Origin of the sequence: Stenotrophomonas sp. GD03958 (assembly GCF_029839005.1) — a bacterium.
Taxonomy (GTDB): domain Bacteria; phylum Pseudomonadota; class Gammaproteobacteria; order Xanthomonadales; family Xanthomonadaceae; genus Stenotrophomonas; species Stenotrophomonas hibiscicola.
The window spans coordinates 1-12,306 of sequence record NZ_JAOBZT010000099.1 but is presented as its reverse complement, the minus strand read 5'-3'; the positions used below and the strand labels follow the sequence as shown (position 1 = coordinate 12,306).

Genomic DNA, 12,306 nt, shown 5'->3' with positions numbered 1-12,306 from the left:
CGCTGAAGGCCGGAATGTCATCCGGCTTGCGGCTGGTGATCACGTTACCGTCGACCACCACCTCGGCATCGCGCCAGTTCGCCCCCGCATTGGTCAGATCCTGCTGCAGGGACGGCCAGGACGTCAGCGCGCGGCCATCGGCGAGGCCACTGTTGATCAGCAGCCACGGGCCATGGCAGATCGCCGCCACAGGCTTGCCTGCTTCGTCTACTGCGCGGACAAAGCCGAGTACAGCCTCGTCGGTACGCAGCGTGTCCGGATTGATGACCCCTCCCGGCAGCACCAGGGCATCGAAGCTGGCCGGATCGGCCTCATCCAGCGGAATATCCACTGCAACGGCGTCGCCCCAGTTCTTCTCTTTCCAGCCCTTGATCGTCGCCTCCTTTGCAGGCGACACGACGCTGACGCGCGCGCCTTCGGCTTCCAGCAGCCGCTTGGGTTCGGTCAGTTCGGACTGTTCAAAGCCGTGGGTGGCAAGGATGGCAATCTGCTTGCCCTTCAATCGTTCTGCCATGGGTGCACTCCGGTTGGGGGTGCCGACAGAATGGAAGAACGGCCCTTGCAGGGCAGTGACCCTGCCGTGCACGGCAGGTGGAGAGCTCCAGGTGGTGCCGGTGCACTTGGGCGAGCCGCAGCGGCACTCCCAGATCTTCTTCAGCTTGGCAGTGTGACGCTCGGCCAGAGTGATGCCGTAGTTGTAGGTCAGTTCCTCGCCGGGCGTGATGTCACGCAGCGCCTCGATGAACACCTTGTCACCGCGGCTGTCGCCGTCCTCGTCTTCCTCGATCACGGCCTCGCAGTTCGGCTCGCAGCTGTGGTTGATCCAGCGCGCGTCATTGCCTTTGTAGTTGGCATCGATCACCCAGTCGTCGTTGAGGGTGAACAGGAAGGTGTGGCCGCTTTCGACGTCGCCGCTGTCATCGGCATCAACATCGCCGTGGCTGCGCAGCAGGCCCTTGTACTGGATCACGCGCTCGCCCTGCTTGATCGGGGCCACGGCGAACACGCCGTTGCCATGGATGGCGGACTTGCGGGCTTGGATCTTCTTCGGCATCGGCACGGGCTGTTTGCAGCGGATGGAACCTGGATTCTCGCCCATTCCGGGTGATTGCGAAAATCACCCCGGTAGCGCAGCATGGCGCCCCGGCAACGGCCCGGCGCGTCCTCCCGCCCGGCCCAGCGCCGGCTGAATGCCCGGGTTGGATGGCGGCGAATAAAAGCGTACAATTTCAGTCCGCTTTAAGAACCACTCGCATCCCCATGTTGCGTGTCACCAAGCTCACCGATTACGCCACCGTCGTACTGACCGTGCTTGCCGCCCGTCCGGGCGAGGTGCTCAGTGCCACCGAGCTGGCCGAATTCACCGGCCTGGAGCCGCCCACCGTCAGCAAGGTGCTCAAGCCACTGGCCCAGGCCGGCCTGGTCGAAGGCCTGCGCGGTGTCCGTGGCGGCTACCGCCTGACCCGCCCGGCCATCGAGATCTCGCTGTTCGAAGTGGTCGAAGCGATGGAAGGGCCGCTGGCCCTGACCGAATGCAGCCACGACCACCACCAGTGCGGCATGGCGCCCAAGTGCGGCGCGCGCAGCAGCTGGCGGCTGATCAACGACGTGGTCTCCGAGGCCCTGCGCGATGTCACCCTCGCCCAGATCCTGCCCCCTCTCCCCCTTGCCGATGACGAACAGCGCCGCACCATCGCTGTCGACGTCGTCTCCTGATCCACAGGCAGCCCCCCCCATGGCCACCGAAACCATCGAAAACGTCGCCCACGACGACACCCCCAACCGCGAGATCCACGAGCAGCTCGGCCGCAAGTATTCGGCCGGCTTCATCACCGAGATCGAGTCGGACTCCCTGACGCCGGGCCTGGACGAGGACACCATCCGTGCCCTGTCGGCCAAGAAGGACGAGCCGGAGTGGATGACGCAGTGGCGCCTGGACGCCTACCGCCACTTCCTGACCATGCCGATGCCGGACTGGGCCAAGCTGGAGATCGCCCCGATCGACCTGCAGGCGCTCAGCTACTACTCCGCGCCGAAGGGCCCGAAGTACGCCTCGCTGGATGACGTGCCTAAGGAGCTTCTGGACACCTACGACAAGCTGGGCGTGCCGCTGCACGAGCGTGCCAAGCTGGCAGGCGTGGCGGTGGACGCGGTGTTCGACTCGGTGTCGGTCGGTACCACCTTCCGCAAGGAACTGGCCGAGAAGGGCATCATCTTCTGCTCAATGTCCGAGGCCATCAAGGAGCACCCGGAGCTGGTCCGCCAGTACCTGGGCACCGTGGTGCCGGTCGGCGACAACTACTTCGCCGCGCTCAACTCGGCGGTGTTCTCCGATGGCAGCTTCGTGTTCATCCCCAAGGGCGTGCGCTGCCCGATGGAGCTGAGCACCTACTTCCGCATCAACGCCGGCCACACCGGCCAGTTCGAGCGCACCCTGATCGTGTGTGAGGACAAGGCCTACGTGTCCTACCTGGAAGGCTGCACCGCGCCGATGCGCGACGAGAACCAGCTGCACGCCGCCGTGGTCGAGCTGGTCGCGCTGGAAGACGCGGAGATCAAGTACTCCACCGTGCAGAACTGGTACCCGGGCGACGAGAACGGCGTCGGCGGCATCTACAACTTCGTCACCAAGCGTGCCGAATGCCGTGGCGCGCGCAGCAAGGTCACCTGGACCCAGGTCGAGACCGGCTCGGCGATCACCTGGAAGTACCCGTCCTGCGTGCTGCTGGGCGACGACTCGGTGGGTGAGTTCCACTCCGTGGCGCTGACCCATCACCGCCAGCAGGCCGACACCGGCACCAAGATGATCCACGTCGGCAAGCGCACCAAGAGCAAGATCGTCAGCAAGGGCATCAGCGCCGGCCGCGGCCAGAACACCTACCGCGGCCTGGTGCGGGTGGACCGCAACGCCGATGGCGCGCGCAACTACACCCAGTGCGATTCGCTGCTGATCGGCAAGCAGTGCGGCGCGCACACCTTCCCCTACATCGAGGTGAAGAACCCGGGCGCCACCGTCGAGCACGAGGCCACCACCTCCAAGATCTCCGACGACCAGCTGTTCTACTGCCGCGCCCGTGGCATCAGCCAGGAAGACGCGGTGTCGATGATCGTCGACGGCTTCTGCAAGCAGGTGTTCCGCGAACTGCCGATGGAGTTCGCGGTGGAAGCCAAGAAGCTGCTGGAAGTCTCGCTGGAAGGTTCGGTGGGCTGACCGCCCGCCCCTGCCCCTCGCAAACGCATTCTCTTTACCGGCGGGCCGCGGCCCGCCCCACGGAAATCCCCACCATGCTGAAGATCGAAAACCTCCACGCCCGCATCGGCGACAAGGAAATCCTCAAGGGCCTGTCGCTGGACGTCCAGCCGGGCCAGGTGCACGCCATCATGGGCCCGAACGGCGCCGGCAAGTCCACCCTGGGCAATGTCCTGGCCGGCCGCGAAGGCTACGAAGTGACCGAAGGCAGCGTGCAGTTCGACGGCGTCGACCTGCTGGAGCAGGACCCGGAAGCGCGCGCCGCTGCCGGCCTGTTCCTGGCGTTCCAGTACCCGGTGGAGATCCCGGGCGTGAACAACACCTACTTCCTGCGCGCGGCACTGAACGCCCAGCGCAAGGCACGCGGTGAGGAGGAACTCGATTCCATGCAGTTCCTCAAGCTGGTGCGCCAGAAGCTGGCCGTGCTGCACCTGAAGGACGAACTGCTGCACCGTGGCGTCAACGAAGGCTTCTCCGGTGGCGAGAAGAAGCGCAACGAGATCTTCCAGCTGGCCGTGCTGGAACCGAAGCTGGCGATCCTGGACGAAACCGACTCGGGCCTGGACATCGATGCACTGAAGAGCGTGGCCGATGGTGTCAACGCACTGCGCGCTGCTGATCGCTCGTTCCTGGTCATCACCCACTACCAGCGCCTGCTGGACTACATCAAGCCGGACGTGGTGCACGTGCTGGCCGATGGCCGCATCGTCAAGACCGGTGGCCCGGAACTGGCCCTGGAACTGGAAGCGCACGGCTATGATTTCCTGAAGGACCGGGTCGTGCCCGAGGCGGCGGTCTGATGAGCGCCTTGCTTGATTCGATGGCCCAGGCCTTCTGCGGCAGCGATGCGCGCCGCGAAGTGCTGGATGCGGCCCTGCGTGACGGCCTGCCGGCCGCCCGCAACGAGGCTTGGAAGTACACCTCGCTGCGGCAGCTGGAACGCCGTGCGTTCGCTGCGGCACCGCTGCAGGGCCCGGCGCTGGACGCCGCCCTGCTGGACGACATCCCGGCGCCGCGCTTGGTGTTCGTCAACGGCCGCCTCGATGCCGCGCTGAGCGACGTGCAGGCCCTCCCGGCCGGCGTGCAGCTGCAGCCGCTGTCGGCCGCACTGGCCGCTGGCGAAGACGCCGTGCGTTTCCTTGGCCGCCGCTACGAGCGCAGCGAGGAGATCTTCGCCCGTCTGAATGCCGCGCTGGCCGATGAAGGCGTGGTGCTGCGCGTGGATGAAGGCGTGCAGGTCGACGTGCCGCTGCAGCTGGTGTTCGCCAGCGTCGCCGGCGACACCGACCTGGCCTGGCATCACCGCCACCTGATCGAACTGCGTGCCGGCGCCAGCCTGGGCGTGGTCGAGCACCGCTTCAGCGTGGGCGACTCCGCCCACCTGGACAACACCGTGCTGCATGCCCACGTCGCTCGCGATGCCGTGCTCAAGCACGCCCGCGTGCAGGCCGGCAGCGCGCGCCAGACCAGCTTCCTGCGCACCGACGCGGTGCTGGCCCGCGACGCGCAGTACCACCGCGTGGACCTGGAACTGGGCGCCGCGCTCAGCCGCCATGAACTGAACGTGCGCCTGGAAGGCGACAATGCCCAGCTGACCGCCAACGGCGTGCTGCTTGGCAATGGCCGCCGCCACGTCGAAACCCGCCTGGGTATCGACCACATCGCACGCGATACCGCCTGCGAACTGCTGTGGCGCGGCGTCGCCGCCAACCGCAGCCGCGTGGTGTTCCATGGTGGCATCCAGATCCGCGAAGGCGCCGATGGCACCGACGCGAACCTGTCCAACAAGAACCTGCTGCTGTCGGCCGACGCCGAGATCGACACCCAGCCGACGCTGGTGATCGACGCCGACGAAGTGAAGGCCGCGCATGGCGCGACCGTTGGCCAGCTCGATGCCAACGCGCTGTTCTACCTGCGCTCGCGCGGCCTGCCGCAGGCACAGGCGCAGGCACTGCTGAGCGCCGCGTTCTGCCACGAGCCGTTGAAGATCCTGCCGGACGCACTGCGTGCGCAGCTGGCACACCGTCTGGACAATGCGCTGGCCGAGGCAGGTGTGGCATGAACCTGTCCACGCCGCGCCCGATCGAAGAACGCACCGGCGCCCCCGACTGGGACCGCGTCCGCCTCGACTTCCCGCTGCTGATGCGTGAAGTGCATGGCAAGCCGCTGGTCTATTTCGACAATGCCAACACCGGCCAGAAGCCGGTGCAGGTGATCGGCGCGGTGGACGAGTTCTACCGCCGCTACAACGCCAACGTCAGCCGCGCGGTGCATGCACTGGGCAGCGAAGCCACCGACGCTTACGAAGGCGCACGCAACACGCTGGCGCGCTTCCTCAACGTGCGGCCCAGCGACCTGGTGCTGTGCAGCGGCACCACCTTCGCCATCAACCTGGTGGCCTATTCGTGGGCGCTGCCGCGGCTGAAGGCCGGCGACGTGATCCTGATCACGCGCATGGAGCACCACGCCAACATCGTGCCGTGGCAGCTGGTCGCGCAGCGTACCGGCGCCACCATCCGCGTGGCCGAGATCACGCCTGACGGCGCACTCGATCTGGATGCGCTGCGCGCGGCGATGACCCCGGAGGTCAAGCTGCTGGCCGTCACCCACGTCTCCAACGTGCTGGGCACGGTCAACCCGGTGCGCGAGATCTGCCGCGAAGCGCGCAAGCGCGGCATCATCACCGTGGTCGATGGCTCGCAGGCCGTGCCGCACCGCAAGGTCGATGTCGCCGCGATCGGCTGCGACTTCTACGCCATCACCGGCCACAAGATGTGCGGCCCGACCGGTACCGGCGCACTGTGGGCGCGCCGCGAGCACCTGGACGCGATGCCGCCGTTCCTCGGTGGCGGCGAGATGATCAAGGAAGTCAGCTTCGACGGCACCGTGTTCAACGATGCCCCGCACAAGTTCGAAGCCGGCACCCCGAACATCGCCGGTTTCATCGGCCTGGGTGTGGCTGCCGACTACCTGCAGCAGCTTGGGCAGGAGAACGTGGAAGCCCGCGAAGCCGAACTGCTGGCGCACTTCACCGAAGAGCTGCGCCGCGTCGACGGCCTGCGCATCATCGGCGAAGCGCCGGAGAAGGCTGCGGTGGTCTCGTTCCTGATCGATGGCGCGCATGCGCACGATCTGGCCACCCTTCTGGATCTGGAAGGCGTGGCCGTGCGCTCGGGCCAGCACTGCGCACACCCGCTGCTGCAGTACTTCGGCGTCGCGGCTACCTGCCGCGCCTCGCTGGCCTTCTATAACACGCATGCCGAGATCGAGCGGTTCATGACCGCACTGACCAAGGTGCGGAAGCTGCTGGGCTGAGGATTCGCCAGAATCAGGGAAGTACGAGAACGCCGCAGGGAACTGCGGCGTTTTTTATTGCGCGCTGGACGCAAGCAAGCAGAGGCGTAACGGGGAAATGCTGAGTGATGCCAGGAACGGGCAATCTCACCCTAATGCCGATCCATCCATCATCAACGGCCTTGTGACACCGTCTTCTACATGCCAACAAGCATGGACACCCCGGAGGCAATCAAGAAAACGTACATCATCACGACGCCCCTCAACACCCACCGTTCCCCCTGATGGAGCGTCTGCCCTTTGGAAGTAAGGGCAAGCACTGCAATACCGCGCAAGCACCTAAGCCACCAATCAACCTTGATGATTCCGACTGCAGCGAGTACTTCCGGCCGTTCACGCTCGATTTTCAGCAACATTCTGTGAGCCGCAAATGCGTTTACCCACATGGCACCTAGAATGATGGAAGCCCAAATGGGGAAGCTCTCAACAAGGCTTTTCATCGTTCTTCACCCTGGCTACGCGCTATAAAAACTCGTCAAACAGGCGCCGAAGATCAAATCAATCCGCAATTTCTGCAATACGGCAAACCCCTCCACCCACATCCGCCTCAACTCTGACGTACAGATTATTCGTAAAATACACATCCCCATGGCAAACCACGCGGACACTGCTCTCGTAGTAAGTTACAAGAAGTGAGGAATCAGTAGCGACCTCAGGCTTCACAACCCTGCTTTCACCGACAGGAATTGATCCTACGCCTACCACACCACCGCCAACCTCCAAGCTGACGCCATAAATCACGCCCCTTCCAACATTCTTTACAACAATCACCGGATCCGACAACCAATCACAACCCTGCAACCCCAGCGAAAGAACCACAGCAGCCAGGCATGATTGGATTCGACCACTCCACGCGGTTGAGTGCTCAGCATCCAACTTGCAGTTCGCCATTTCTTGCAGCCTCCGAACATTGAAACGACTTCCTGTGCGACTGCCGGAGCCACACAAGCCACGGCCCCACCGCGAGTACCACCCGAATCAACAGCAAACAGAGCCATTCATGGCTTAGTCCCAATTCAATACGCCGCGGGTGACGGAAAAGCCTGCGGAGCATGCCGAACAATCACCGGCGTTGCAGGCCCTTTGAAGCTACTCCATCACATAGCGCCCGCACACCCAATCTTCTACGTAGCAATCAGCTATGGATTCGATGCGTTCAATGGCGCAAGAAGCCCCTTGACGTACCCACCGAGACCAACTACGTCCTCAGCTGTACCAATCAGGTCCCGTCGCATCATCTTCTCGACATGCTCTACACCACCAAGTCGCGCGACAACATCCGCAAGGAAAGTGACATCTCCCGCAAATAACGTCACGTCCTGATCCAGCTTTACAACCCAGCGACCATCACGCGAAAACAAGAAATGATCACGCATGAAGTTCCCATCTTCCAACCAGTAGGAGCGCAGGCCATCCAGACCTCGCTCAATTTCCACGGGGTTTCCGCCGTCGGAGCTCTCTGAACATCGAACCGCGCACATCGCGATATCTGCAAAGTGCTCCGAAAGTGCGCTCAGCCACGCCACCCAAACATCATTCGGAGCAAAATCCTCATACAGGTTGCGATCAAACGCCATCCCAGCCCAGTCTTCCCGGAGGAGAGGGAGATCCGGAGGGTTAGAGTTTGAGAGAGATGCCGCAATGAAATCTGGCCAGCAACATGTATTTTTCATAGCTTCTCTGAATGCACTCAAGCCCACTCATCAATACTCCGCCTAACGGCCAACACCTGTGCTTCGGCATAGCGGGGATCGCGAATACGGATATCGGCATCATCAAGATAGTGCCATATCACGTGAGGAACACCGATTTCATACGAACTTGACCGAAGCACGTTCTTGATAAATTCCGCCCTCTGGTACCAGCTAGACACCTGCTCCACGGAAGCAGGCTCGGATTCCAAAAGCCTCCGCAGACAGGCTAGAACGAGATTCTTTACATCGATAGCGCTCAATGCGAAACCTCGTATTCTTCAACCAAGCGGAAATTGCCCCAAAGCCTATCGACGTGATCGATCAGCTCGCAATGACACAGACGCAATCGCGCGACGTGTAGAATTGAACAGCCCAGGAGTGAAATGGCGTACTGTGATATCTGTGACTCTGCCAGCCATCGAGAATGTTCCGAAGTCTCTGTCTGGCAAGTGTCAATCCTAACATGGAGACCATGCGATCACATGTTAGGCGCGCCTGTGGATCATCCCGCTTTCCTGCCACAGAAGGCAGAAATGAAAGCACATAACGCCATTTCCACAACCTATCACTCACTTCAGATCTTCAAGATTGACGAGCACATCTCCAAATTCCGCACGTGGAACGGGACCAGGGATTCGTAGGGAGCGAACTTCAAGGGGGGCGTGAATTTCGCCAAGCAGCAGATCACCTGTCTAATTGTCACTCTCCCTTGTCCTGAACACCCCGATTATCGAGACCCATGAATACGCGTATTCATCAAATACGCTTTGCTGCAGATCTATTGGCCCTCTAATTCGAACTTGGGTCTCCTCAGTCACTCCGGCCTCAAACAACTCTTTGCTTGAATTCAGTACAAAGAGCTCCCGGCTCACCCCGAGATAGCCCTCCATCCGCACCAACTTTCCATCGAATAGCCGGGGCGTAGCAGCCATTTCCCGGAAGCTGACCCGGCAGGCGGAGCTGCCCTCAACGCCACAGGTCGTTCCAAACGGTACGCCCACACCTTCTTGATACCTGCAACCAGCCCCATAAAAAATAAAAACAATAACCACGAAAAACCGGAAATCAACATTCACGCCCACACCCCCGCGTCGCCATCCAGCGCCATGGGATACCGCTCACTTTCGCTGCACTCCCGCAAACCGCCCCTCCTCTGCCAGCCGAAGAATTCGCAGAATCATTGATAGCCAAGTTCATCAACAACAGCCTTGCACTTGGAATCCAAATCGACATGAAATGATTTCAACTCCTCGGACGGTAGTTTCCCGTCGTCCGAGCGATGCATTACTGCATATCCGCGCAACCCTGCCACCGTCCCCTCAGGAGCAATGTTGTAGATATCCCCACCCCACCCCCGCGACGACTTTACATAGTCAGCCACCACCAAAAGACAGTCGTCATCCAGTCGACCGCTTCCTATTTCATGTAGCGAACAACCAGCGACAGATACGAGACATAGCGCTGAAGTTAGCGCAAGCCCTTGAAGAACCATCGCTCGTCGTCGGCATCGAGATGAACTTGTGGATTTCACAGCACTCCCGCCACTTGTCTAGAAACCCAGGAAGGAACACCGTGGGCCGCCTGCCCCCCCCCCCCGCGTTTGCAGTAATGATTCTATCAATAGCGCGTCAGCGACTGTTTGACGACAACGTGCTCCCATTCTACTTGGGATAGCCTTTCGCCCCTCGCCCCTTCAGCCATGGCCATCTGAACCAGCTCACCAGAAGGCTCATACACCGTACGCTCGATGACATTTCCATTGACAGCGGTGATCGCCACCGTTGAAACCAACGCATCGGTGTAACTGTACTCGACCACTTCCTAGGCAGCGGCCAGCACTATATTCAGGCCACACGCACCAACACCGCGAGTACCGCCCGAATCAATGGAGAGCCAGCCCTTTTTCCAGCCGACAGCCCGCCCTCGACCTCTCGGCAACAATCGTCACGCACTCATTCACAGGAAGCCCACAGGTGTCCGCCGACCTGACGACACCTTGATGATCGGCTAAGAGGAAATATACCCTCAATCTTTCGCTTCCAGCCTGATCAAATGATCTCCTGACATCAATTAAATGCACCCTGCATATTGTGCTTCTGGCACATTTTCGAAAGAATTGAAAACTGACTCGAGCGCCAGTTCGTATTGATTAGCCGCTGCGTTTCCCGGATCATGATTCATGACCACATCCAAACGTTCATCTCTTCCGCCACAGGCGGCAATTCCTAAAAAACAAAGCGCCGCCACAATAATACCGGCAAGCCACCCAAAGCGATCAAGCACTTGGGAATTTCTCAATGAAATACCTCCCAAAACTTGGCGCACCCGCAATCTACATCCTTTCACAGAACCCGAGCATTCGCTTCACAATGATCGAGGCACACTGGCGTTCGTCAATACCACAAGTCCCCGCAGTCAAGAGTTTCCCGCTACCATCAGTCAATACATAGAAAATCCTTCTATTTCTCCGCCCCTCCCGAGAGAGTTCGAGCTGCGATACCACTAACTCTGCATTCACTTCCCGCTCCCCATCCACGGGGCGCGAATGTATGAGTTCATCCTATCAGCATGGATCTTCTGAGATGAGGAGCTGTCGTGGTCCTGGTTGGCCACCCGAAGAAGACAACCGCGGTCCTGCACACAGGAGGCAAGAAGCAGCATCGGTAAGGCAGCAGATAGAGAAATTATGATCTTCATCGAGACCTGCCCAACCAATAACCTCGTGTTCAAACCAGAATGCGCTCCGCACCACCCGTTCCTATCATCGAATCCGAACGAATTATTATCGGCATTCGCGCAACTGCTGCCTCTAATTGGAGAGCCCCACCCCGCAAGGTGGAACCCCGACCCGTTCATGCCGCAATCTCTGAAGATCCATCTCCATCAGTTCGCGCGTAGTCTCCGGCGGATCAAGACGCAAGCCTTCCTCGAGGATTTGCATTGCGCGCTTACAGTCCCCCCCGCCTTGCTCAAGGGAGAGGAACAGTGCCAATCGCTGCATTGAACTAACGTCCATTCGTGCGACCCCCTCCTCAAGCCAGTAGCGATACCGCTCCATGTCGCCACGCGTCGAGTAGTGCCATTCGAGCTTTAGACGGGCCTCTGCATTCCCGTTTTCAGCCATCGAAATCTGACGTTCCAATTCTTCCTCGGAAAGGGCCAAACTTGGCGCTTCATCATGTTTCTCATTTCGGGAAAGCCGCTCTTCCTGGGGCTCCCCGTTACCGCAGCCAACAAGCAGCAAAGACAAAACAACGGAATTCGAAAGAATTTTCATTGCTTCACCTTCACCGTTTCTATTCTACGAATTCTGGACCCCAATTCAGGCTCAGCAAACTGATAGGATATTGAACCATCAGCTTTGATCGTAATCGAACGAATGGCGGGACCCGTCGGCCCCGTCCCTCCAGGCGAGAACCTTTGCCATACACCTGCACCTCCGGTTCCGTTCTCACCCATACTGACACGGAGCGTCATATCATCTCCAGGCTTGTAGTTTTTTGGATAGCGAACGAATCCGTTGGGAGCATAGACGGACGACTTATTCAGGTTCGCCCATCCCTGAGCAAAAGCCTTTGCCTGACCGATTTCCGCCCCAAGGTGGCAACCTGCCATGAATATTTCCTGGCCCTGTTTTAGCCCAAACTGGGTCCGAGCCATATCCCATGAGCTGACTGTGGAGTAGTTTTCCATGCGCCCCCCTCGCTGGTCCTGAATGACCATGTTATTGGCGTGCCCTGCGACCGTGAACTTGCCCGGAATGTTGAGCGCATCTCCTGCCGCTCTCAGCCCGTTCGGATCAGCTTCACTGAACACGTTCATGTCTGCCCTGCCGTCCGGATCCTTGAACTTATACGGATTGGCAGAAGCGTAGCGATAGCGATTGAATGAAGCCCCTTCCGAACTAGCTGCAACTGGATCAGCCCCCAGAAATGCGACAGTTTGGAAGTCATAGTACCGCTGCTGCATGTAACTCAGCCCGGTCCCGGAGTCCGTCACATGCCCCGC

At 60.4% G+C, this 12,306-nt stretch carries 13 protein-coding genes and 1 pseudogene; 5 read left to right on the top strand and 9 right to left on the bottom strand.

Features of this window, described 5'->3' with window-relative positions; genetic code table 11:
* A partial coding sequence (locus N5C25_RS19170) for a type 1 glutamine amidotransferase (protein ID WP_279937665.1) occupies positions 1–514 on the bottom strand: 514 nt, incomplete at its 3' end.
* A 93-nt stretch (positions 515–607) separates the two neighbouring features.
* Positions 608–1,054: pseudogene (locus N5C25_RS19165) on the bottom strand (SET domain-containing protein-lysine N-methyltransferase); the annotation flags it as partial.
* A 206-nt stretch (positions 1,055–1,260) separates the two neighbouring features.
* Here N5C25_RS19165 and N5C25_RS19160 point away from each other — a divergent pair.
* From N5C25_RS19160 to N5C25_RS19140, 5 genes are all read left to right on the top strand, one after another.
* Positions 1,261–1,716, top strand: a complete 456-nt coding sequence (locus N5C25_RS19160) for an SUF system Fe-S cluster assembly regulator (protein WP_005408436.1) — start codon at positions 1,261–1,263, stop codon at positions 1,714–1,716.
* A 19-nt stretch (positions 1,717–1,735) separates the two neighbouring features.
* Positions 1,736–3,211: a Fe-S cluster assembly protein SufB gene (gene sufB, locus N5C25_RS19155; RefSeq protein ID WP_279937664.1), complete on the top strand. Its 1,476-nt coding sequence runs from the start codon at positions 1,736–1,738 to the stop codon at positions 3,209–3,211.
* A gap of 74 nt (positions 3,212–3,285) precedes the next feature.
* Complete coding sequence (gene sufC / locus N5C25_RS19150; protein ID WP_058979323.1) at positions 3,286–4,050, top strand: Fe-S cluster assembly ATPase SufC; 765 nt, start codon at positions 3,286–3,288, stop codon at positions 4,048–4,050.
* Positions 4,050–5,312 carry a Fe-S cluster assembly protein SufD gene (sufD, locus tag N5C25_RS19145; RefSeq protein WP_279937662.1) on the top strand — a complete coding sequence of 421 codons (1,263 nt, stop codon included), beginning with the start codon at positions 4,050–4,052 and terminating at the stop codon, positions 5,310–5,312. The genes sufC and sufD overlap by 1 nt, the downstream gene beginning before the upstream one ends.
* Positions 5,309–6,565, top strand: a complete 1,257-nt coding sequence (locus tag N5C25_RS19140) for a cysteine desulfurase (RefSeq protein ID WP_010483557.1) — start codon at positions 5,309–5,311, stop codon at positions 6,563–6,565. Before sufD ends, N5C25_RS19140 begins: the two co-directional genes overlap by 4 nt.
* A 176-nt stretch (positions 6,566–6,741) precedes the next feature.
* On the opposite strand, the gene N5C25_RS19135 is transcribed toward N5C25_RS19140, so the two are convergent.
* The 7 genes from N5C25_RS19135 to N5C25_RS19105 form a co-directional block, all read right to left on the bottom strand.
* Positions 6,742–7,044 carry a hypothetical protein gene (locus N5C25_RS19135; RefSeq protein ID WP_155029087.1) on the bottom strand — a complete coding sequence of 101 codons (303 nt, stop codon included), beginning with the start codon at positions 7,042–7,044 and terminating at the stop codon, positions 6,742–6,744.
* Between the two features lie 58 nt (positions 7,045–7,102).
* Positions 7,103–7,495 carry a hypothetical protein gene (locus N5C25_RS19130; RefSeq protein ID WP_144435314.1) on the bottom strand — a complete coding sequence of 131 codons (393 nt, stop codon included), beginning with the start codon at positions 7,493–7,495 and terminating at the stop codon, positions 7,103–7,105.
* 248 nt (positions 7,496–7,743) lie between these two features.
* Positions 7,744–8,181: a hypothetical protein gene (locus N5C25_RS19125; RefSeq protein WP_058979329.1), complete on the bottom strand. Its 438-nt coding sequence runs from the start codon at positions 8,179–8,181 to the stop codon at positions 7,744–7,746.
* A gap of 1,734 nt (positions 8,182–9,915) precedes the next feature.
* On the bottom strand, positions 9,916–10,116 hold the full coding sequence (locus N5C25_RS19120; protein WP_134735525.1) for a hypothetical protein: 201 nt from the start codon (positions 10,114–10,116) through the stop codon (positions 9,916–9,918).
* 252 nt (positions 10,117–10,368) lie between these two features.
* A complete protein-coding gene (locus tag N5C25_RS19115; protein WP_144435315.1) occupies positions 10,369–10,623 on the bottom strand; it encodes a hypothetical protein in 255 nt (84 codons plus the stop codon).
* Between the two features lie 484 nt (positions 10,624–11,107).
* Positions 11,108–11,575, bottom strand: coding sequence for a hypothetical protein (locus tag N5C25_RS19110; protein ID WP_054171181.1), 468 nt, complete (start codon positions 11,573–11,575; stop codon positions 11,108–11,110).
* On the bottom strand, positions 11,572–12,306 hold a 735-nt coding region (locus N5C25_RS19105; RefSeq protein WP_279937657.1), incomplete at its 5' end, for an RHS repeat-associated core domain-containing protein. The genes N5C25_RS19105 and N5C25_RS19110, both read right to left, overlap by 4 nt.

Bases quoted from the DNA above. Each gene is read 5' to 3' on its own strand.
- N5C25_RS19135 (WP_155029087.1), bottom strand. From the start codon at position 7,044: ATGAAAAGCCTTGTTGAGAGCTTCCCCATTTGGGCTTCCATCATTCTA.
- N5C25_RS19130 (WP_144435314.1), bottom strand. From the start codon at position 7,495: ATGGCGAACTGCAAGTTGGATGCTGAGCACTCAACCGCGTGGAGTGGT.
- sufD (WP_279937662.1), top strand. From the start codon at position 4,050: ATGAGCGCCTTGCTTGATTCGATGGCCCAGGCCTTCTGCGGCAGCGAT.
- sufC (WP_058979323.1), top strand. From the start codon at position 3,286: ATGCTGAAGATCGAAAACCTCCACGCCCGCATCGGCGACAAGGAAATC.
- N5C25_RS19160 (WP_005408436.1), top strand. From the start codon at position 1,261: ATGTTGCGTGTCACCAAGCTCACCGATTACGCCACCGTCGTACTGACC.
- sufB (WP_279937664.1), top strand. From the start codon at position 1,736: ATGGCCACCGAAACCATCGAAAACGTCGCCCACGACGACACCCCCAAC.
- N5C25_RS19125 (WP_058979329.1), bottom strand. From the start codon at position 8,181: ATGGCGTTTGATCGCAACCTGTATGAGGATTTTGCTCCGAATGATGTT.
- N5C25_RS19110 (WP_054171181.1), bottom strand. From the start codon at position 11,575: ATGAAAATTCTTTCGAATTCCGTTGTTTTGTCTTTGCTGCTTGTTGGC.
- N5C25_RS19140 (WP_010483557.1), top strand. From the start codon at position 5,309: ATGAACCTGTCCACGCCGCGCCCGATCGAAGAACGCACCGGCGCCCCC.